Here is a 19,573-nt window from a genome sequence, read left to right as displayed (position 1 = left end):
TTGGCCCGGCCGCGGCGGCATCTGCGTCGGCACGGTCGGCACCCGGCCGCGGACGAGGATCGTCAGCAGCCAGGCGTAGCCGGCGACCATCACGGCCTCGCTACCGATGCGGAAGAGATTGAGTACTCCTGCTGCGGTGCCGCTGCTGTGCGGTGGAACTGCCGCGAGTGCTTCACCGTCGACCAGGCCGATCGGGAGCCCGAATCCCAGCCCCAACAGGATCATCGGGGCCACGACGGCGGCGAGCGGGAGGCCGGGTTCCAGGGCCAGCATGCCGAGATTGCCGAGAATCAGGCAGCCGAGGCTCGCGAGAACGATGCGGTCGGGGGTGATTGCGTCGAACATCTCGGTCAGCTTGGCGACGGTCAGTGGGGCGATCAATACCGGGATCGTCATCGCCAGCATGAACAGTCCGGCTCGCCCGGGAGTGAGGGATGCCACGGCGCTGAGCGCAGCGGGCAGATAGGTGAGAAGGGTGACGAATCCGATGGCTCCGGCGACCGGGACCAGGCACAGAGCGAGGAAGCGGCGGTTGCGCAGTAGGCCGAAATCCAGCAGTTTCGATGGTGTCGATGCGCTTCGCAGAGCAGGAAGGGCCAGTGTTCCGACGGCCGCGACGAGCAGAACGAGCGCCTGAGCGGCGAACACTCCACGCCAATCGAGTACGGCGATCAGCAGTCCGGAAATGGTCGGCCCGAGTGCCAACCCCAGTCCGTTCACGGTGCCGAACAGGGCGAAGGCCGTCGCTCGTTCGGTCCCCTGGAAATGCAGCGAGAGAATGGACGTCGAGCCCACCAGGACCGCCGCGGCACCGATGCCGGCGAACACCCGCGCGGCGTCGAGTAGGAGCAGTGAGGATGCCAGGGCGCTGACCAGGCTGGCGACGGCCGTGAGTACGACGCCGATGCGAAACGACGTGCGGTGACCGATGCGATCCGAGACCGCACCCCAGACGACGGTGAACAGTGCGAACGCGACGTTGAAGCCGTTGACGACCCACTGCAGCGGCGTCGGATCGGAGCCGAGATCTGCGGCGATCACCGGGAGCGCGATGGCGGTGCCCGAGATGGACATCGGTACGACGAACTGTGCTGCGAGTACGACCGGCAGAACTGCTCTCATGAATCCCCCTGGGCTTAGGTACGATGATTTTCGTACTAGACCAGGTTTGGAGGTACGGCGCAAGTCGTACCTTGTTGAGGGGAGGAGCTCATGGCTGACGAAAACGGGCATCCGGAGCCCGAGGAAATGCAACTCGGCGCGGTGATGTCGGCACTGGCGGATCCACTGCGCCGCAAGGTGGTCACCGAACTCGTCGGCGACGAGGACGGAGCCGAGCGAACCTGTATGTCCTTCGATCTGGGTGTCACCAAATCAACTCTGACGCATCACTTTCGAGTGCTGAGGGAAGCAGGACTGGTGTTCCAGGTCGATCGCGGAAACAGTCGTAAAGTGACGCTGCGTCGAGTGGAGCTGAACGATCGATTTCCCGGCTTGCTGGATCTGATCGCCAACGAAATCCACTAGCTCTCCGTGCGCGATGCACCCTACGGTGGGCACCATGCACATCGCCATGATCGGCACGACGGCCCCCAGCCACATCTATCCATCGCTGGCAGTGATTGCCGAGCTGGTCCGGCGAGGGCACCGCGTCACCTATGCCGTCGGTGATTCTCTGCGGCACGTGGTCGAGCCCGCGGGCGTCGAGGTGGTCCCGTTCTCCTCGATACTTCCCGACGGAGAGGCGTCGTGGCCGGACGATCCGGCGGCGGCGATGCAGGTCTTCCTCGACGAGGCAATCGCGTCGTATCCCGTGCTCACCGCGTTCTACGACGACGATCAGCCTGATCTGTTCCTGTACGACATCGGCGGAATGACAGCACCCGTCCTCGGTGTGCGATACGGGGTGACGGCCGTGCAACTCTCGCCGACCTACGTGGCGTGGGACGGATATGCCGAGGATCTCGGTGATGGGATGACCTCTATCCGAGAGTCGACAACGGGCGTTGCGTATCGCGATACCTATGCATCGTGGTTGCGAGACAACGACATCGACGCCGATCCCTGGGAGTGGATCACGTATCCGGCGCACTGCCTGTCGCTGATTCCGCGAGTGATGCAGCCCAACGCCGACCGGGTGGCCGACAACGTTCGCTTCGTCGGACCGTGCCTCGACCCGGCACGCCTGAAGGACCGCAGTTGGACCGCACCCGATGGGCCGATCCTGTACATCTCCTTCGGCACCGGTTACAACGAGCGACCCGAGTTCTACCGACTGTGTATCGAAACCTTCGCGAACACCGACTGGCACGTGGTGATCTCGATCGGCCGACGCGTCGATCCTGCTGCGCTCGGGGCACTACCTGCCAATGTCGAAGTACACGAACATGTTCCGCAGCTCGCCGTACTCGATGCGGCCACGGTGTTCATCACCCACGCCGGAATGGGTGGCTGCACCGAGGCGCTGTGGTTCGGCGTCCCGACCGTGGCCATTCCCCAGGCGGTGGATCAATTCGGCAACGCGGCGATGCTCGCCGAACTCGGGGTCGGCGTGCACCTCGAATTCGAGAAAGTGACGGCTGCGAGCCTGGCCGACGCGGTTGCCCAGGCTCGCCGATTGGCATCGCGCGCAGCGGCGATGAGTGCGAAGGTGCGATCACACGGAGGCGTCGAACAGGCGGCGGACGCGGTGGAAGCATTCCGGCGCTGACCGACGTCACGGCTATCGAGCTGCTGTCAGGATCTCCAGCTGCCCGAAGATATCGGCGTAGGTGTCGCGGACCTGGCCCCAGGATGCCGCCATGTCGACGCTCTGCGGATCGGGAGTCGGCAGCGCGTAACCGTACTGCGAGCGAGGCACAGGATTGCCGGGCAGGACCAGTACTTGAGTGAACGCCGCGGAATCGGGATTGAACGTCAGAGTGTGGGAGGCGACGTTGCGGTCCCAATCCTCCGACGGCCACGACAGAAAGATCACGTGCTGCGGGTTCGCCGCGACGTCGGTGTACGAGACGTAGCTGCCGTAATGATCCTCGCCCGGAGACATGATCTTGTATGCGCCGTTGTCGGTATAGATGAGCAGTGCCTCGGCAAACGGCTTCTGATCGAACAATGCCGTGTAGCGAAGTGCCTGAACGAACACGGGCTGTCCCAGGGGGATCGAGATGGACTCTGGTATCGAGAGCATTCGGTGTCGCATCCTTGCGTTCTCGGGTGACGGGACCACGATACCGACGCGAGACGAAGCGACATCGATTCGCCGAACGACAATGGGCGTCGGCAACGCTAAGGTCCGAATGTGGGGAAAATATTCGAGCGCATCGACGACTCGCTGAAGGCATGGATCCTGGCGCAGCCGATGTGGTTCGTCGGGACCGCGCCACTGCAGGGTGACGGGCACGTCAATGTCTCACCCAGAGGGCATGATTCGCTCTCCGTGCTGGGGGATCGTGACGTCGCGTGGGTCGACTACACGGGCAGCGGAGTGGAGACGATCGCGCACATTCGAGAGAACGGTCGAGTGTGTTTGATGTTCGCCGCGTTCGACACCCGACCGCGAATAGTCCGTCTGCACGGAACGGGATCTGTCTGGCTGCCGGGCGATCCCATGTTCGACGACGTGGTTGCCCGCCACCCATCGAATCCGAGCACTCGCGCAGTGATTTCGGTCGATGTGACGCGAATCAGCGATTCCTGCGGCTGGGGTGTACCGATCATGGATCTGGCCGGCGAACGCGACTTGATCCAACGGCACGCCGAAAAGAAGGGCGTCGACGGCATGGTGAAGTACCGCGCCGAACGAAATGCCGCCAGTATCGATGGTCTGCCGGGGTTTCCGGGCTGAGCGGACCCTCGAAGCCGACTCGGGAACTCGGTGCCGGTGAGATTCGGTGTCCGGAGGAGTCTGTCCCTGCATGAGCACAATCATCATGACTTCTGCCGGTGCAACCATTGCCTACGCTGTCCACGGCGCATGAACGCCGTCCGAGAGTGCCTTGTCGTGAGCCGAACGATGGCCGCGAGCCCGGCCGAGATCTTCGCTGTTCTGTCCGACCCCAACCGGCATCAGGACACCGAACCGGGCAATTGGGTACGCGCGGCGGTCGATGCGAATCCCATTACCGCGATGGGGCAGGTGTTCGCGGTCAACATGTTCCTCGACGCCGCGGGTGGGCACTACGTGATGCACAATCTGGTGATCGCCTACGTGCAGGATCGAACGATCGCGTGGCTGCCGGGAGCACGAACGGACGATGGCCCCATCGGCTACGGCGGCTGGTGGTGGCGCTACGACCTGGCGACGGCGGACGAAGGCACGACAGTGACCCTCACCTACGACTGGACCGATACCCCGGAAGCCACTCGGGCAGAAATCGGTGGACTGCCGTCGGTCCCCGAGTCCTTCCTCGCAGAGTCGTTGGCTTCGCTGGAGTCGAGCCTGCGTGAATCGGGTGCAGCCAGCCGCGCCTAGCGCGGTCAGGCACCGCCGGTGTCGCCGAGGGAGATCAACAACTTTCGCAGAAGCCGCTCCAGCTCGCGTCGTTCGCTCGGTTCGAGGTCCGACACCAGGCGGGCTGCATTCGCCACATGGCCGTCCACGACGCGTTCGACCACGTCGTGTCCCTCGGGGGTCAGCGTGATCAGGATGCTGCGTCGGTTCGCGGGGTCGGTTTCGCGAGTCACGAGGGATTTGGTGACGAGTCGGTCGACCCGGTTGGTCATCGCGGCCGAGCCGACCATCGTCCGCGCAACAAGGTCTTTCGGCGTCAAAGTGTAGGGCGGCCCCGACCTGCGCAGAGTCGCCAACACGTCGAATTCCCAGGGCTCCATGTTCTCCTCGGCGAAGTAGCCGCGGATCTCGTGCTCGACCAATCGCGAGGTCCGCGACAGTCGTCCGACTATGCCCATGGGGGATGCCTCCATCTCGGGCCGCTCTCGTTTCCATTGCTCCAGAAACGAATCCACTGCGTCGGTCAATGAACTCTCCTTGTGCACTGCGGGTGCAATTCAATATTTCGACATCGAACTGTTTGACAGACGGTAGCACTTGAAGTAGCTTTTCGTTGTCAAATGATTCGACATCGAAATATTCGGGAACGAGACATGAGGCCTTCAGAAGGAATTTCCGTATCGGACGCGATCAGGTCACGTCGAAGTCATAGGCACTATCTGCCCGATCCGATACCGACACACACGCTCGACCGGGTGCTCGAACTCACGCTCGAAGCGCCGTCCGCATGGAACTACCAGGGCCGATCCATCGTCGTGGTGAGCGACCCCGATGTCCGCGCCGGACTCGAGGCCGCAACCGGTGGTCAACCACACCCCAGGGAAGCCCCGGTCGTGTTGGTCTTTCTCGCCGAGATGGACGCATGGCGACGGGACAACCACGACGTGTTCCACACTGCGCGCCGATCGGGTGCGTGGTCGGAGCAGTTCATCGCGGGGTCGGCCGAATCCAGCCGGACATTTCAGCAGGACCTTCTCGAACGCGGCCTCGAGCGAGAGTACGCAGTCAAGGACGCCGTGATCGCGGCCAGCTTCGCGATGCTCGCCGCCACCGAGCAGGGCCTCGCATGCTCGCCCATGAACGGCTGGGACGAAACGCAAGTCAAGAAAGTGGTCGGCGTGGACGATCGCACCGATATCGCAGTCGCGCTGCTACTTCCGCTCGGGTTCGCAGCCGAGGAACGACGCCACCCCGGCCGACGGCCGGTCTCGTCCTCGGTGCACTACCAGCACTACCGAACGACACTCACCGACACTTCTGGGAGAATTTCATGAGCGCACTCGTACAGGTCGCAGGCATCATCGACGAGGCAGAGGCACAGATGCTGTGCGAAGCCGGTGTCGATTGGCTCGGGTTCCCGCTTCGACTCCCGTCGGGCAAGGACGACATCACCGAGTACGACGCCGCGAAAGCGATCGCGGGGCTGCCGGCACCTCACCAGGGTGTGCTGATCTCCTATCTGACGGACGCCGCCGAGGTTGCCGGATTCTGTCGCGAACTCGGGGTTCGCGCGGTGCAATTGCACGGTGACGTCGAGGACGAGCAGTTGCGAATCCTGAAGGACATCGCGCCCGAACTCTATGTTCTCAAGAGCCTCGTCGTGCGGACCGACAATGCGAAAGAACTACTTGCGCAGGTGGATCGAACCGCCGATGTCGTCGACATGTTCATCACGGACACCTTCGATCCGCGCACGGGAGCCAAGGGTGCGACCGGTCTGCTGCACGACTGGTCGGTGAGCGCCGAACTCGTCGCGCGCTCGCCCAAGCCCCTCATGATGGCCGGCGGCCTGAGCCCGGACAACGTCGCCGACGCGATCAGGCAGGTGCGCCCGGCGGCAGTCGACGCTCACTCTCTGCTCGAGGGTGCCGACGGACGCAAGGATGCCGTCAAGGTTCGTGACTTCGTGACGCGTGCTCGTGATGCGTTCGCCGAAATCAACTGAGGGACAACGGGCCATGACTTCGACAGAACTGCGCGGGAACTCGACCGCGTTGACGACAACCACCCGTGATCGTCCAGGCATCCACCTTCTCGTCCAGACCAAGCAGTTGCGCGCTATGCATACGATCATCCGAGATCGGCACGCAACGCAGGAAGCCTTCGTGAACTACGCGGGCAGAATCAACCGGCTTCTGCTCGAGGCGGCTGTCGATCTTCTACCGTTCGATTATCACGAGGTGACCACTCCCGTCGGCGAAACCTACCGTGGTCTTCGGTTCGCGTCGAGGGTCTGTGCGGTCCCGGTGATCCGGGCGGGTGAGAGCATGGAATCGGCGTTTCGGGAGCTGTATCCAGGAGTGAGTATCGGAAAGATTCTCGTGCAGCGGGACAAGAACACGAAGCTGCCACGACTTTATTACTCGCATCTCCCCGATGACATCGCGTCCCGCCACGTTCTTCTGCTGGAGCCGATGTTGGCGACCGGCGGGTCTGCACTCGCCGCGATCGACGTTCTCGTCGAGGCAGGCGTGCGCGAGGACAGAATCGTCTTCGTCAACTTCCTCGCATCACCCCAGGGGCTGGAGGCAGTCTGCCGTGCGAGGCCGCAGGTGCAGATCGTCACGTCGTCGATCGAGGAGCGCCTCAATGACGAGGCGTTCATGATCCCCGGCATCGGGGATTTCGGGGACAGGTTCTTCGGAACCGTGCACGCCGGACCGGTGCGATGAAATCCGGAAGCACGGTGCGCGATTCGTTGCTGACCGTGCTCGCGCCCGCGGTCTGGGGAAGCACGTACCTCGTGACGACCGAACTCCTTCCGCCCGACCGTCCTCTTCTTGCATCGGTCGTGCGTGCACTTCCCGCCGGTCTGATCCTTGTTGCATTGGGACGTGCTCTACCCCAGGGTATCTGGTGGTGGCGCGCGATCGTGCTCGGTGTGCTCAATATCGGCGCGTTCTTCTACTTCCTGTTCGTTGCGGCGTATCACCTGCCCGGCGGTGTCGCGGCACTCGTCATGAGTGTTCAGCCGATGATCGTGCTCGTTCTCGGTGTGGGACTGCTGGGGGCGAGGATCAAGAGCATTCACATCGTTGCCTGTGTCATGGGTGCAGTGGGCGTGGGACTTCTGGTCCTCCAGCCGAACGCCGGCCTGGATCTGATCGGAGTACTCGCAGGACTGGCGGGTGCCGCCAGCATGGCCTCCGGTCTGGTGCTGACCAAGAGATGGGGCAGACCCGAGGGCGTCGGGGTGCTGACGTTCACCGGGTGGCAGCTGACGGTGGGAGGCTCAGTTCTGTTGCCGTTCATGTTGTTCGGAGAAGGTCTTCCTGACTCCATTACGACAGAGAACGTATCCGGGTTCCTCTACCTCAGTGTGATCGGTGCGCTTCTCGCCTACGCGGTGTGGTTCCGCGGTATCGGCAAACTTCCCGCGCTTGCGGTGTCGTTCCTGTCGTTCGCCAGCCCACTCGCCGCGACTGTGCTGGGGTATCTCGTTCTGGGCCAGTCACTCTCACCACTGCAATTGGTCGGTGCTGCGACCGTCGTTGCAGCAGTGATCATCGCGCAACCGATCCGAACTCGCCGCGCCGCGGCCCGTTCCACCGTGAAACCGACTCAACCCGTTTGATTCTCGTCAGCTCTGCGTTCGACACCTACTGCCGTTCCGACTCACAGGGGAATCCCGTTGGATACAAGACAGTTCGATGCACGCATTCAAGCCGCCCATCTCGTCGCCAGCCTGCCGGACCTGCTGCGACGCCAATCCGAGAGCCGGCCGGATCAGGTCGCCGTCGTCGCTTCCGACGGCGACCTGACCTTCTCCGCCCTGCACGAGCGCGCCGAACAAGTCGCAGCGCACCTGCGTGACATGAGCGTCGGCGCAGACGACTGCGTTGGCCTCTACGTCGAACCGTCCGCACAGACGATGGTCGGTGCCTGGGGCATTCTGTTCGCCGGCGCCGCTTACCTACCGTTGTCGCCGGAGTACCCGGACGATCGACTGCGATACATGATCGAGGACAGTGCCACCACGGTCATCGTCACTCAGGAGCACCTCGCGGCGCACCTCACCGACATGGTTCCCGCGGGCACACGCGTCGTATCGCTGGAAACCATCACGCCGCGAACACCGTCTGCACCGTCGGCTCGTCCGAACCCGGGCGATCTGGCCTACGTCATCTACACCTCTGGTAGCACCGGTAGGCCGAAGGGGGTGATGATCGAGCACCGCAGCATCGTGTCGCAGATCAACTGGATGGCATCGTGCGGCCACCTCGGCGACGGTGCAGTCGTACTGCAGAAGACACCGATGAGTTTCGATGCCGCCCAGTGGGAGATCCTGGCACCGGCCGTAGGCAGTCGAGTGGTGATGGGGTCGCCGGGTATCTACCGCGACACCGAGGCTCTCGTCGATGCCATCAACGCGCACGGCGTGACGACGTTCCAGTGTGTGCCGACGCTCCTGCTTGCGCTGCTCGATTCGGACCGTTTCCGAAGCTGCGTCAGCCTGTCGCGGGTGTTCTCCGGGGGCGAGGCGCTGTCGCTGTCGCTCGCCAGAGCGTTCTCCGACGAGCTGCCGTGGTCGTCGCTCGTCAACCTGTACGGACCGACGGAGTGCACCATCAACGCCACTGCGTTCCTGGTAGACCCGGACACGATCCGCGACGGAGCAGGATCGGTTCCCATCGGGGTGCCCGTCGACAACACGCAGTGCTTCATTCTCGACGAGAACCTGGCTCCGGCCGACATCGGTGAGGTCGGTGAGCTCTATATCGGGGGAGTGCAGCTCGCCAGGGGGTACCTCGGACGCCAGGACCAGACGCGTGACCGGTTCATCGTGTCGCCGTTCGTTCCCACGGAAAAGCTATACAGGACAGGTGATCTCGCATACTGGAACCCCGACGGTTCGATTCAGTTCTCGGGGCGGGTCGACAATCAGATCAAGCTCAGAGGCTACCGGGTGGAGCTCGAGGAGATCGCTCTGTCGATCGAGGAACACACCTGGGTGCGTCGGGCTGCGGCGATCGTGACCGACGACAGCCGAACCGGGAGCCGCACACTCGTCGCGTGCGTCGAACTCAATCCGAAGGAAGCCGCCCTGATGGACCAGGGCAACCATGGCAGCCATCATCAGTCGAAGTCGAGCAAGGTGCAGCTCAAGGCGCAGCTCGCCGATCCGGGAGTTCGGCGGCCCGAGGAGCTTGCAGACCGGGCCGTGATCGAACTGCCCGGCCGAGCAGAGACGGCGCTGCAGCGATCGGAGGTGTTCGCGCGCAAAACCTATCGCTTCTTCGACGGTGATGGGCGGATGTCGCGCGACCGATTGTTCGACTTGCTGGCGACGCCGCGGACGCACCGGTCCTCGGCTACGCCGCGTCCGTTCGACGATCTCACCGGGGACGAACTCGGAGAGATCATGCGGTGGTTCGGGCAGTTCCGTAGCGACGAGCGCCTGCTTCCCAAGTACGCGTATGCATCCCCTGGAGCCCTGTACGCCGATCAGATCTATCTCGAGACGCCGGGCAACGACACCCTCGAACCTGGTGTGTACTACTACCACCCGGTCGATCACGCCTTCGTGTCGATGCACTCGAACACGACCGTAGACTCCAGCCGCATTCACATCGTCGGGCGCCGAAGCGCCATCGAACCGGTCTACCGCAACAACGTACTCGAGGTACTCGAGTTCGAGGCCGGACATCTGATGGGTGTGTTCGAGACGGCGCTGGCTCGCTACGGCTCGACGGTCGAACCGGGGTCGTGGGATCCGACGGTGTCGCAGCGACTCGAACTGCCCGTCGGCGACGAGTACCTGGGCAGCTTCGACATCGTTGCCGCACAGGATGTGCCGCGGACCTTGGATGTCGACGTATACGTCCAGGCACACGGAGATGTCGTCGGGATGGCATCGTGCTTCTATCGATTCGACGGCGTCGCAGACTTCGAGATCGTCTCGGATTCGGTGGTGCAATCCCGGCACGTGATCGCGATCAATCAGCAGGTCTACGACCGTGCGAGCTTCTCGATCGCGCTGATCTCTCGTGTCGACGAATCCTGGATGGACTACATCGAACTCGGTCTGGCTCTTCACCGTCTTCAGCGTCGAGGAATCGACGTTGGGATCGGCTTGATGTCCTCCGGTTACAGCTCCAAGACAGGGAATCCGCTACCTGCCGCCAGGCGCATCGACGACATCCTCACCTCGTGTGGGCTTCCGACGGGAGCCTCGTATTACTGCGTCGGCGGACCGATCGGTGCCGAACAGCTGGCGAGCGAGGGAATGAACGAGGATGCCGTGCACATGCGGGGCCCCGCCGAGATCATCAAGGACGAGCTCGCGAACTTCCTTCCCGACTACATGATCCCGAATCGCATTCTCGTCATGGACGCGCTGCCGTTGACCGCAAACGGAAAGGTCGATTGCACAGTGCTGAGCCGATCCGAGGAGGTGCTCGCTGCCGATTCGTCCGCGCCCTACGTCGCACCGGCGACAGACACCGAGCGTTGGTTGGCCGAGGTGTGGGGCGCGGCCCTGCACTATGACTCGGTGTCCGTCGAGGACGAGTTCTTCACTGCCGGTGGCAATTCCCTCATTGCCGTCGCGCTCGTCAACAGAATCAATGCGGAATACGGGGTGAAGCTTCCGATTCAGGTGATTCTGGAGCGTCCGAAGTTGAGGGACCTGGCCGCGAGAATCCAGGGTGACGCTGGCGGTCCCGAATCGCGATTGTCGTTGCTGCACAACGTGGGAACGTCCGCGCCGGTCTTCTGCTGGCCCGGCCTCGGCGGCTACCCGATGAATCTTCGACTGCTCGGGGCCGAGGCGAGCCCGACGCGTCCGTTCTACGGGATCGCAGCTCACGGCATCAACCCGGGCGAGACGGCCTACCGCACGATCGGCGAGATGGCCGCGGCCGACGTCGCCGAGATCGTCCGAGTCCAACCCCACGGACCGTATCGGTTGTGGGGATACTCGTTCGGAGCGCGGGTCGCCTTCGAGACCGCCTGGCAGCTCGAACAGGCGGGCCACGACGTCGAAGAGCTGTTTCTGATCTGCCCGGGCAACCCGGTGGTGGAGGGCGCAGGAACCACTCGGAGCGCGAGCTACGACGATCACGGATATCTGACCATCCTGCTGTCGGTCTTCACCGGGAAGATCGCCGGTCCCGAACTGGACGGGTGTATGGCCGCCGGAGTCGCCGACGAGAGCAGCTTCGTCAGATACGTACACGGTCTGCTTCCGGCGCTCGGGGAGGTGCTGATCACCAACATCGTGCGCGTCGTGGAACAGACGTACGAGTTCGAGTACACATTTCGGGAGATGGCCGGTCGGACACTCACCGCGCCGGTGACGATCTTCAAAGCAAACGGTGACGACTATTCCTTCGTCGAAAATCAATCGGGATACTCCACGTCGACACCCCGGATCGTCGAGCTGAAGGGCGACCATTACTCGGTGCTGCGGTCGGCTGGCGTCGGAGAACTCGCAGCTGCGATCAGAGGCATCGCCGGTCCGTCCGATCGTGCGCTCGACGAGGTACCCGAGCCGGAAGTTCGTTCTCGACTCGAGACATCGCAGGAGCACGCATGAGAATGTCGAAAACTCCCTTGCGGATGACCGAGGAGGTCGCAGAGGCTTTGCACAGCGGCTTACCCGTCGTCGCACTCGAGTCCAACGTCATCACCCATGGATTGCCGTACCCGGAAAATGCACAGACCGCGTACGAGGTCGAGAACGCGGTGCGCACAGGCGGTGCGATCCCGGCGACCATCGGAATCGACGAAGGCCGACTCTCGATCGGAATGACCGAATCCGACATCGAGCGGTACGCGTCCACGCCGGGCATCCCCAAGGTGAGCAGCCGAGATCTACCGGTCGCACTGGCACGAGGCATCACCGGTGCAACGACGGTCGCATCGTCCTTGGTCGCTGCAGAACTCGCGGGCATCCGCTTCTTCACGTCGGCGGGGATCGGCGGTGTGCACCGAGGTGCGGAGAAGTCGATGGACGTCTCGTCGGACCTGATCCAGTTCACCAGGTCCAAGGTCGCGGTGGTGTGCGCCGGAGCGAAAGCGATACTCGATCTGCCGCTGACGATGGAGTTCCTCGAGACGCACTGTGTGCCGATCGTGTCGTACCGCTCGGACGACTTTCCTGCCTTCTACTGCGAATCGAGCGGCATCCGCAGTCCACACCGTGTGGACGACGAGGACATGATTGCTCGGATCGTCGAAAACCACTGGGATGCAGGAGGATCAGGCGGAGTCCTGATCACCACACCGCCCCGAGCCGAGGACGCGGTGGACCGTGAACTCGCGGAAGCCGCGATCGGTACGGCGCTGCGATCCGCCGAGCGGGACGGCATCCGCGGAAACGCGATCACCAAGTATCTGATGCGAGCCGTCGACGAGATGACCGGCGGCAGAACCTCCGAAGCAAACAAGGCGGTTCTGATCAGCACCGCCGAAGTCGGCGGCATACTCGCCGCCGCCCACGCACGCACCACAGCACAGACGACACACCCGACGCGAGAGACTGGAGCAGCATGACCACCATCTTCGATCCGACAGAACTCGGTGCCCTGACGCTGAGCAACCGACTCGTCATGGCCCCGATGACACGGAACCGAGCAACCGTCGACGGCTGTGCAACCCCCTCCATGGCAACGTATTACGCGCAGCGGGCGAGTGCGGGACTGATCGTCTCCGAAGGGATCCAGCCGAGCGTGATCGGTCAGGGATTTGCCTCGACCCCAGGTCTGCATTCGGCGGAGCAGGTTCGATCCTGGCGACAGGTCACCGACGCCGTCCATGCCGCCGGTGGGCGAATCGTCGCCCAGTTGATGCACTCCGGTCGTATCGGACATCCGAGCTTGTACCCGTCCGCGCACACGTCGGTCGCCCCATCGGCGATCGCCGCTGCAGGCACGTGCTTCTCACCCACCGGTCCGGTGGATTACCTCACCCCAACCGCGTTGTCCGAGGACGACATCGCGGAGACCGTCGCCGACTTCGTCGCGGCCTCGACGGGTGCGATCGACGCAGGGTTCGACGGTGTCGAGATCCATGCGGGCAACGGATTCCTTCTCCACCAGTTCCTTTCGGACAACACCAATGTCCGTGACGACTCGTACGGTGGATCGATCGAGGGTCGGGTGCGATTCCCGGCAGAGGTGATCAGCGCCGTGGCTCGCGCACTCGGTGCCGACCGCGTCGGTGTCCGCATTTCGCCGGCCAACCCGTACAACGACATCACCGAGTCCGATACTGCCGCGCTCTACCGCCACTTCGTCGATCGGTTACCAGCCTGGCGTACCTGCACGTCATGGAATCCGGCAACCGATCCATCACCGCTGCCGTCCGGGAGCAATGGACGGGCGCGCTCGTGCTGAATCCCCACGAACACACCGACTCGGGTCCCGTGACGCCCGAGATCGCAGGCACCGTGCTCGACGAACAGGCAGCAGACGCGGTGTGCTTGGGTGCGCTGTTCCTGGCCAACCCCGATCTGGTCGATCGTATCCGGGCGGGCGGGCCGTACAACGAGCTCGATGAAGCCACGTTGTACGGCGGCGGCGACGAAGGCTACACCGATTACCCGACGATGAAGTCGCCCACGCGGGAAGAACCAGCATTCGCAACGTCCACCTAGGGAGCGATGGATGTACCCGACCACGCAGCAGAACTCGATACCCCGCAGTCTCTGCAGTCATCAGAAATTCGATGTCGCCGTGACACCTGTTGACCCACCTGATTCGTTCCGAGCCGAGACCGTCCTGTTCGACCTCGATGGGACTCTTACCGACTCGGCACCGGGGATCCGGGCAGGCTTTCGGCACGCATTGGCGCATATCGGAGAGCCTGAACCGACCGCCGACATGCTGAGCACAGTCATTGGACCCCCACTGCTGGAGTCGTTCCTATCTCTCGGCCTGAACGAGACTCGTGCTGCGCGAGCCGTCGATTCCTACCGGCAGAGGTACGGCGAACGCGGCTGGGCCGAGAATTCGGTCTTCGATGGAATGGACGCAGTCTTGTCCTGTCTGAAGGACGCCGGCGTGATCATGGCCGTAGCGACATCGAAGACCGAGCTGACTGCGCACCGCATACTCGAGCATTTCGGTCTGTCGAAATACTTCGATTTCATTGCCGGATCCGACGGTTCGCGGCAGTCGAAGTCCGATGTCATCGCCCGTGCACTCACCGAGACTTCGACTACGCCGATCGCGCAGGCCGCAGGCGGCACACCCGGCGTGGCGATGGTCGGGGACCGGATTCACGATGTCGACGGGGCGGCCCAGTGGGGGATCCCCACAGTGTTCGTCGAATGGGGATACGGGCTTCCGGCAGAGAACCTCGGTGCGCGCTGGATCGCGTCATCGGTACCGGAGCTCGGCGCGCTACTGACCACTCTCACCGACGGCACATAGTGCCGATCGGTGCGGCGTGCACCCGATTCAGTCTTCGAGGACGCTGACGCTCACGCCGTACGGCAGGAACCGGACGCGTCGACGCGGGTCGGTGTTGTCCTTGTGTGCACGGAGGGCATCGAGTTCGGTGGCGTAGAGCTGGTCGATCTGCGGTGATCCGGCGTCATCGACGCTGTAGATCGCCCAGACTCCGTCACCCTTCTGACCTGTGGTTTCGGGCTCCGGCGGAGCTTTGGGCGCCCCGGTGCCCGAGGCGAACAGTGAGCCGACCACCTCGCGCAGTCCCTCGGTCGCCTCACGCGCGAACTTGTCGAAGTCGTCGGATCCGAATCCGAAGGGTCCTTGATTGGCCATGGCGGTACCTCCTCAGGTGATACTCCAGTATGCGCGTTTTCTCCGAACAGCCGCCGTGCGTCCGAACGTTCACCCTGCCGGGCAACCCGGAACCGGCCATGGTGTTCCTGCACGGGATCGGTTCAGCCGGCGTTCCGGCGTTCGGTGCCATCGCCACAGACGCTGCCTTCGAAGGTAGAGAGCGGGTGTTGCCGGATCTGCTCGGATTCGGATTCAGCGACCGTCCGCACGACATCGGCTACTCGCTCGACGACCATGCCGCCGCCATCGCAGACATACTCGATCGACGGAACCTCTCGGCGGTGGACCTGGTGGGTCACAGCCTGGGTGGTTCGATTGCTGTCGTGCTGGCCTACCGGCGACCGGACCTGGTGGGCCGATTGCACGTGCTCGAACCCAACCTGCTGCCGTGGGACGGCACTGCCAGCGTCGAGATCGCTCGGCAAACCGAAGGCGAATTCGTCGAGTCCGGCATCTCGAGGCTTGTTGCCGCCGCGGATCCTGAGTGGGCGTCCACCCTGCGCGTTGCAGATCCGATCGCTCTCCACCGCACAGCCGTCGGGCTTTGCCTGGGTCCGGAGCGGACAGTGCAGTTCATGCTCGAGTCGCTGCCCATCCCGAGGGTGTTCGTATACGGAGAGCGCACTGGTGCTCCGAGTCAGGAGCCTCGACTGACCGATTCCGGCGTAGTTTTCGTACGAATCGACGACGCCGGACACGTCATGATGGCCGACAACCATAGAGGCGTTGTCGAGGTGCTGCGAGCCGAACTACTGCTGTAGCCGAGCTCCGATGGTGTTGTGCAGCGCTCGCAACGAGTTCTGCCCCAGTGAGACCGTCTGAGATTCGATGTAGCGCAACAGATGTGAGTCGTTGAGAACCTTCTCGCTGGACTGGATCAGCACTGTGCCTGTACCGGTGAAGTCGAACTGACGCTCCTCGCCGCTGTTGGCACCGAGGAATCCGCGGGCTGCACCGAGGAAGTTCTGCATCCAGTCGGCATCGAAGTGATGCGAGGGCGACGGGCAATCTGCCCATCCGACAAGGGCTTCCGGGTCGATGCGCAGCGGCGGCTCGGCGAACATGACGGGGCCGTTGGACGAGGCCAGGAACTTGCCGGTGCCGAGCAGAGTCAGGAATCCCGGGACGATGGACTGCTTGAGATCCAGAGTCGGCTCGAACGCAAGGAGATTCGCGGCCCGGATGGTGAGGTTGCCGTCGTCGAGGTCGTAGCTGTTGATGTTGAACCCGCGATCGCCGAGGATCAGCTTGCCCTGGCCCTGCGCGAGCACCCAGTCGTTCGAGTACAGCGGAGAGGAGAACCGCGCGGCGACGATGGCGGGCATGGACGTCTGCCCGAGCGGTTCGAAACGAACATTGCCGTAGTACGCGATCATCGCGCCCTTCGACGTGAACCACGGCTGGCCTGCGAGCTCGACGCAGAACGCGTAGTCGTTGCCGGGGACGTTGTCGTTGACCGGCAGGGTGTACGGGGTGTGAATGTCCAGACCCATAGGGTGTCCCTCCTAGAACTTCTGCTCGGACGCCTGCACCCATACGGTGCCCATGCCGGTCATCTTCAACTGGATTGCCTCGCCGCTGCCCTTGCCGACGGCGTCGCGCCACCCGACGTTCGCGGAGATGTCGACGTTGATGTTGCCGATGTGGCAGACGTACGCCTGCGGATCCACCACGACCTGGGGGTGATCGGGCCCGACCTGCAGCGGAGTCGCCCCGCCGTGCGAGAGAACCGCGACGCTGCCCTGGCCGGTCAGTTGTGTCGTGAACAGACCCTGCCCGGTCATCGCACCGCGCACCGCTCCTCGGACGCCGCCCTGCGAGGTCAGGGCCACGATTGAGCTCTGGAGGTAGCCGTCGTGCACCAGGAGTCGATCGGCTTCGACGGTGAGCATCGACGATCCGTCGAGTTCGATCACCTCGATGTACAGCCCGGCGTGACCGTAGAAGACCTCGCCCTGCCCCTCGGCGGCCATCATCGCCGTGTGCTCGCCTGCCATCATTCGGCCTGCCATCCCGGCCATGCCGCCCATACCCGGCATGGCACCGGCCGAGCCGCCCATCGAATGCGGAACGAACCGGACGTCGCCGGTGTAGTAGAGCATCGATCCACGACGCGCGAGCACGTTCTGATTCGGTGCCAGAACGGATTTCACGACTTTGCTGTTGACCAGTTCGAGCGGCACGTCAGCGCTCCTCGGGTTGGATGTAGACGACGCCCTGGCCGTCGAAGCGGAGAGAGAAGGCCTCGCCGCTGCCGCCGCCGATGGCGGAACGCCACGTGACGTCGGTGACGAAGCTCTGATTCAGTTGGCCGCGATGGGCGACGAAGGCGTCGGGATCGACGACCAGTGGGTACTGCGGATCGACGGCGAGTGCGATGATCGGCCCACCCTTGGACAGCAATGCCACGGTGCCGGATCCGCTGACGACGGTGGTGAACAGTCCCTGGCCCGAACTTGCGCCGCGCAAGCCGGAGAATTTGATATCCGTCTTCAATTGCCCTGTGAGAGCAAGTAATTGGGAGGACTCGACGTGGAGGTTGTCGCCCTGGACCTCGACGAGAGTGATGTCCTGGGCGTCGACGGCGAAGTGGACGGTGCCCTTGCCGGACACGTCCATCAGCGACAGCGACTCGCCGGTCACCTTCTGTTTGAGTGCGGCGCGGAAGCCTCCGCCACCACCCATGCCGGCGCTCTTGAAGGTGACATCGCCCTCGTAGGCCACCATCGAGCCCGACATTGCGCGCAGGGAGTCGCCGGTCAGGTCGGCGACCAAGACACGGTGCCCGTTCATCCTCAGCTGAGCCACGGGGGAACTATGCCACTGCACGCGCCCCCGCGGCTACTGCTGGAGAGAAAATCTAGACGAGCTGCTTCAGGGCTCTACCCGCCAGTTCGACGGCTCCCGGCTGATGGCCGTTGGTGATCAGGTTGATGATGATGCCGTCGATACCCTGATCGAGCACGCGCTTCTGCACCTGCTCGGCGACGTCGTCGGGGGTTCCGCAGAAGTGCCGATCGGTGGCCTTCGCCGCATCCTCCTCCGACAGGTTCGTCAGATCGAGGCCCTGCTTGAGTACGAACTCGCGCTGCAGCTCCTTGGCCTTGTCACCGTCCTCGTCGACGATGACGAACGCGAGGAAACTCGTTTCCAGATCCTTCGGGTCGCGGTCGACCTCCTCGCATCGGGCTTGGACCGCAGCGACTTTGCGCGGCAGTTCGTTTGCGTCGCAGATGATGTTGAGATGATCGGCGAACTGAGCGGCAAGGCCGAACGTCTTCTTCTCGCCACCGCCGCCGAGCATGATCGGCAGATCGTCGCGGATGCGAGGTTCGTTCATCGCGTTCTCCACCTGGTACCAGAGCCCGTCGAAGGTGGGCCGCTGTCCGCGAAGCATCGGCTCGATGATCTGCAGGGCTTCGTCGAGTCGCTCGAAACGGTCGGTGAAGGTGCCGAACTCGAGCCCGAAGCTCTGGTGCTCGAGCTCGTACCAGCCGGCACCGATACCGAGGATCGCGCGCCCACCGCTGACGACGTCCAGGGTGGTGACGGTCTTGGCCAGGATCGCGGGATTGCGGTAGGTGTTGCCGGTGACCAGCGCGGAGAGCTGGATGGTGTCGGTGGCCGTCGCGAGCGCCGACAGGGCGGAGTAGGCCTCGAGCATCGGCTCGTCGGGCTTGCCGATTCCGGGCAGTTGGTAGAAGTGATCCATCACGAACGCCGTATCGAACCCTGCCGCTTCGGCCTCGCGGGCCTGTGCGATGACCTGCGGGAAGAGTTCTGCGACCGAACCGTCGTAGCTGAAGTTGGGCATCTGATAACCGAGGCGAATAGTCACAGGAGCCACGCTACTGAAGATATCGGCCCGCGGCACCTGCGAGAGCGCAATAATTCGACCATGACAATCATGGAGCTGACCAGGCAGCCGTTCTCAGGATTCGGCGTCGACGACCTGCAGACGGCGCGCACGTTCTACGCCGAGACACTCGGTCTGACGGTGACCGAGAACGAGATGGGCATGCTCGAGCTGCACCTGGGGTCCGGGGCGATCGTGCTGATCTATCCGCGTCCGGAACATGTGCCCGCGCAGTACACCATCCTGAACTTCCCGGTTGCCGATATCGAGAGCGCAGTCGACTCCTTGATCGCCAAAGGTGTTGTGTTCGAGCAATATCCGGACATACAGCGTCGTTCCGCAGGCTCCACTCCTGCCATGGGAACCGACGAGAAGGGAATCTTTCGACACGGCGGCCCGCTGATCGCCTGGTTCACCGACCCGGCGGGCAATGTGTTGTCGGTGCTGCAGGACTGA

Annotated in this window: 23 protein-coding genes; 15 read left to right on the top strand and 8 right to left on the bottom strand. The window is 63.4% G+C overall.

The genetic code is table 11. The features are described 5' to 3' along the window. On the bottom strand, window positions 1-1,122 hold a 1,122-nt coding region (locus tag RHBS_RS01590), incomplete at its 3' end, for an MFS transporter (RefSeq protein ID WP_237668930.1). 90 nt (window positions 1,123-1,212) lie between these two features. Between RHBS_RS01590 and RHBS_RS01585 the strand changes: the two genes are divergently transcribed. After that, window positions 1,213-1,527, top strand: a complete 315-nt coding sequence (locus RHBS_RS01585; protein WP_121871477.1) for a helix-turn-helix transcriptional regulator — start codon at window positions 1,213-1,215, stop codon at window positions 1,525-1,527. Between the two features lie 34 nt (window positions 1,528-1,561). Next, complete coding sequence (locus RHBS_RS01580) at window positions 1,562-2,710, top strand: macrolide family glycosyltransferase (protein WP_128644684.1); 1,149 nt, start codon at window positions 1,562-1,564, stop codon at window positions 2,708-2,710. A 12-nt stretch (window positions 2,711-2,722) separates the two neighbouring features. Here RHBS_RS01580 and RHBS_RS01575 read toward each other — a convergent pair whose 3' ends face one another. Next, window positions 2,723-3,187: a hypothetical protein gene (locus tag RHBS_RS01575; RefSeq protein ID WP_128644683.1), complete on the bottom strand. Its 465-nt coding sequence runs from the start codon at window positions 3,185-3,187 to the stop codon at window positions 2,723-2,725. A gap of 111 nt (window positions 3,188-3,298) precedes the next feature. Between RHBS_RS01575 and RHBS_RS01570 the strand changes: the two genes are divergently transcribed. Beyond that, window positions 3,299-3,844: a pyridoxamine 5'-phosphate oxidase family protein gene (locus RHBS_RS01570; RefSeq protein ID WP_128644682.1), complete on the top strand. Its 546-nt coding sequence runs from the start codon at window positions 3,299-3,301 to the stop codon at window positions 3,842-3,844. Between the two features lie 129 nt (window positions 3,845-3,973). Next, a complete protein-coding gene (locus RHBS_RS01565; protein ID WP_128644681.1) occupies window positions 3,974-4,471 on the top strand; it encodes an ATPase in 498 nt (165 codons plus the stop codon). A gap of 5 nt (window positions 4,472-4,476) precedes the next feature. Here RHBS_RS01565 and RHBS_RS01560 read toward each other — a convergent pair whose 3' ends face one another. Beyond that, entirely contained in the window at window positions 4,477-4,977 is a 501-nt protein-coding gene (locus tag RHBS_RS01560; RefSeq protein ID WP_128644680.1) for a MarR family winged helix-turn-helix transcriptional regulator, read from the bottom strand. A 126-nt stretch (window positions 4,978-5,103) separates the two neighbouring features. Between RHBS_RS01560 and RHBS_RS01555 the strand changes: the two genes are divergently transcribed. The 9 genes from RHBS_RS01555 to RHBS_RS01520 all read left to right on the top strand — a co-directional run bounded on the left by RHBS_RS01555 (window position 5,104) and on the right by RHBS_RS01520 (window position 14,886). Next, a complete protein-coding gene (locus tag RHBS_RS01555) occupies window positions 5,104-5,784 on the top strand; it encodes a nitroreductase family protein (protein ID WP_128644679.1) in 681 nt (226 codons plus the stop codon). After that, window positions 5,781-6,455 (top strand): phosphoribosylanthranilate isomerase, encoded by a 675-nt coding sequence (locus RHBS_RS01550; RefSeq protein WP_121871473.1) that lies wholly within the window; start codon window positions 5,781-5,783, stop codon window positions 6,453-6,455. Before RHBS_RS01555 ends, RHBS_RS01550 begins: the two co-directional genes overlap by 4 nt. 13 nt (window positions 6,456-6,468) lie before the next feature. Then, a complete protein-coding gene (gene upp, locus RHBS_RS01545) occupies window positions 6,469-7,182 on the top strand; it encodes a uracil phosphoribosyltransferase (RefSeq protein WP_237668929.1) in 714 nt (237 codons plus the stop codon). Then, complete coding sequence (locus RHBS_RS01540; protein WP_128644678.1) at window positions 7,179-8,084, top strand: EamA family transporter; 906 nt, start codon at window positions 7,179-7,181, stop codon at window positions 8,082-8,084. The genes upp and RHBS_RS01540 overlap by 4 nt, the downstream gene beginning before the upstream one ends. Before the next feature lie 57 nt (window positions 8,085-8,141). Beyond that, on the top strand, window positions 8,142-12,047 hold the full coding sequence (locus RHBS_RS01535; protein ID WP_128644677.1) for an amino acid adenylation domain-containing protein: 3,906 nt from the start codon (window positions 8,142-8,144) through the stop codon (window positions 12,045-12,047). Then, window positions 12,044-13,006, top strand: coding sequence for a pseudouridine-5'-phosphate glycosidase (locus RHBS_RS01530; protein WP_128644676.1), 963 nt, complete (start codon window positions 12,044-12,046; stop codon window positions 13,004-13,006). The genes RHBS_RS01535 and RHBS_RS01530 overlap by 4 nt, the downstream gene beginning before the upstream one ends. Then, window positions 13,003-13,848 (top strand): alkene reductase, encoded by an 846-nt coding sequence (locus RHBS_RS01525; protein ID WP_237668928.1) that lies wholly within the window; start codon window positions 13,003-13,005, stop codon window positions 13,846-13,848. Before RHBS_RS01530 ends, RHBS_RS01525 begins: the two co-directional genes overlap by 4 nt. After that, window positions 13,842-14,108: a hypothetical protein gene (locus RHBS_RS30035; RefSeq protein ID WP_237668927.1), complete on the top strand. Its 267-nt coding sequence runs from the start codon at window positions 13,842-13,844 to the stop codon at window positions 14,106-14,108. Before RHBS_RS01525 ends, RHBS_RS30035 begins: the two co-directional genes overlap by 7 nt. 79 nt (window positions 14,109-14,187) lie before the next feature. Then, window positions 14,188-14,886: an HAD hydrolase-like protein gene (locus RHBS_RS01520; RefSeq protein WP_237668932.1), complete on the top strand. Its 699-nt coding sequence runs from the start codon at window positions 14,188-14,190 to the stop codon at window positions 14,884-14,886. 27 nt (window positions 14,887-14,913) lie between these two features. Here the strand turns inward: RHBS_RS01520 and RHBS_RS01515 are convergent, their stop codons facing one another. Beyond that, entirely contained in the window at window positions 14,914-15,240 is a 327-nt protein-coding gene (locus tag RHBS_RS01515) for a hypothetical protein (protein ID WP_032396836.1), read from the bottom strand. 29 nt (window positions 15,241-15,269) lie between these two features. Here RHBS_RS01515 and RHBS_RS01510 point away from each other — a divergent pair, with 29 nt between their 5' ends. Beyond that, entirely contained in the window at window positions 15,270-16,022 is a 753-nt protein-coding gene (locus RHBS_RS01510) for an alpha/beta fold hydrolase (protein WP_128644674.1), read from the top strand. Here the strand turns inward: RHBS_RS01510 and RHBS_RS01505 are convergent. The 4 genes from RHBS_RS01505 to RHBS_RS01490 all read right to left on the bottom strand — a co-directional run bounded on the left by RHBS_RS01505 (window position 16,011) and on the right by RHBS_RS01490 (window position 19,099). Next, window positions 16,011-16,754 (bottom strand): AIM24 family protein, encoded by a 744-nt coding sequence (locus RHBS_RS01505; protein WP_128644673.1) that lies wholly within the window; start codon window positions 16,752-16,754, stop codon window positions 16,011-16,013. The genes RHBS_RS01510 and RHBS_RS01505 overlap by 12 nt on opposite strands. A gap of 12 nt (window positions 16,755-16,766) precedes the next feature. Next, complete coding sequence (locus tag RHBS_RS01500) at window positions 16,767-17,444, bottom strand: AIM24 family protein (protein ID WP_121871466.1); 678 nt, start codon at window positions 17,442-17,444, stop codon at window positions 16,767-16,769. Window position 17,445: 1 nt separating this feature from the next. Further along, complete coding sequence (locus RHBS_RS01495) at window positions 17,446-18,054, bottom strand: AIM24 family protein (protein WP_128644689.1); 609 nt, start codon at window positions 18,052-18,054, stop codon at window positions 17,446-17,448. 67 nt (window positions 18,055-18,121) lie between these two features. After that, entirely contained in the window at window positions 18,122-19,099 is a 978-nt protein-coding gene (locus RHBS_RS01490; RefSeq protein WP_183130301.1) for an LLM class F420-dependent oxidoreductase, read from the bottom strand. Window positions 19,100-19,159: 60 nt separating this feature from the next. Here RHBS_RS01490 and RHBS_RS01485 point away from each other — a divergent pair, with 60 nt between their 5' ends. After that, window positions 19,160-19,573, top strand: a complete 414-nt coding sequence (locus tag RHBS_RS01485; RefSeq protein ID WP_121871464.1) for a VOC family protein — start codon at window positions 19,160-19,162, stop codon at window positions 19,571-19,573.

Source organism: Rhodococcus sp. BS-15, assembly GCF_000813105.1.
Classification (GTDB): Bacteria; Actinomycetota; Actinomycetes; order Mycobacteriales; family Mycobacteriaceae; genus Rhodococcoides.
The sequence above is the reverse complement of the archived record's forward strand: the minus strand, read 5'-3'. Positions and strand labels throughout refer to the sequence as shown.

Coding starts and splice junctions, on each gene's coding strand:
- RHBS_RS01505 (WP_128644673.1), bottom strand. CDS start 16,754: ATGGGTCTGGACATTCACACCCCGTACACCCTGCCGGTCAACGACAAC.
- RHBS_RS01580 (WP_128644684.1), top strand. CDS start 1,562: ATGCACATCGCCATGATCGGCACGACGGCCCCCAGCCACATCTATCCA.
- RHBS_RS01540 (WP_128644678.1), top strand. CDS start 7,179: ATGAAATCCGGAAGCACGGTGCGCGATTCGTTGCTGACCGTGCTCGCG.
- RHBS_RS01515 (WP_032396836.1), bottom strand. CDS start 15,240: ATGGCCAATCAAGGACCCTTCGGATTCGGATCCGACGACTTCGACAAG.
- RHBS_RS01525 (WP_237668928.1), top strand. CDS start 13,003: ATGACCACCATCTTCGATCCGACAGAACTCGGTGCCCTGACGCTGAGC.
- RHBS_RS01510 (WP_128644674.1), top strand. CDS start 15,270: ATGCGCGTTTTCTCCGAACAGCCGCCGTGCGTCCGAACGTTCACCCTG.
- RHBS_RS01530 (WP_128644676.1), top strand. CDS start 12,044: ATGAGAATGTCGAAAACTCCCTTGCGGATGACCGAGGAGGTCGCAGAG.
- RHBS_RS01550 (WP_121871473.1), top strand. CDS start 5,781: ATGAGCGCACTCGTACAGGTCGCAGGCATCATCGACGAGGCAGAGGCA.
- RHBS_RS01555 (WP_128644679.1), top strand. CDS start 5,104: ATGAGGCCTTCAGAAGGAATTTCCGTATCGGACGCGATCAGGTCACGT.
- RHBS_RS01585 (WP_121871477.1), top strand. CDS start 1,213: ATGGCTGACGAAAACGGGCATCCGGAGCCCGAGGAAATGCAACTCGGC.
- RHBS_RS01565 (WP_128644681.1), top strand. CDS start 3,974: ATGAACGCCGTCCGAGAGTGCCTTGTCGTGAGCCGAACGATGGCCGCG.
- RHBS_RS01485 (WP_121871464.1), top strand. CDS start 19,160: ATGACAATCATGGAGCTGACCAGGCAGCCGTTCTCAGGATTCGGCGTC.
- upp (WP_237668929.1), top strand. CDS start 6,469: ATGACTTCGACAGAACTGCGCGGGAACTCGACCGCGTTGACGACAACC.
- RHBS_RS01495 (WP_128644689.1), bottom strand. CDS start 18,054: ATGAACGGGCACCGTGTCTTGGTCGCCGACCTGACCGGCGACTCCCTG.
- RHBS_RS01575 (WP_128644683.1), bottom strand. CDS start 3,187: ATGCTCTCGATACCAGAGTCCATCTCGATCCCCCTGGGACAGCCCGTG.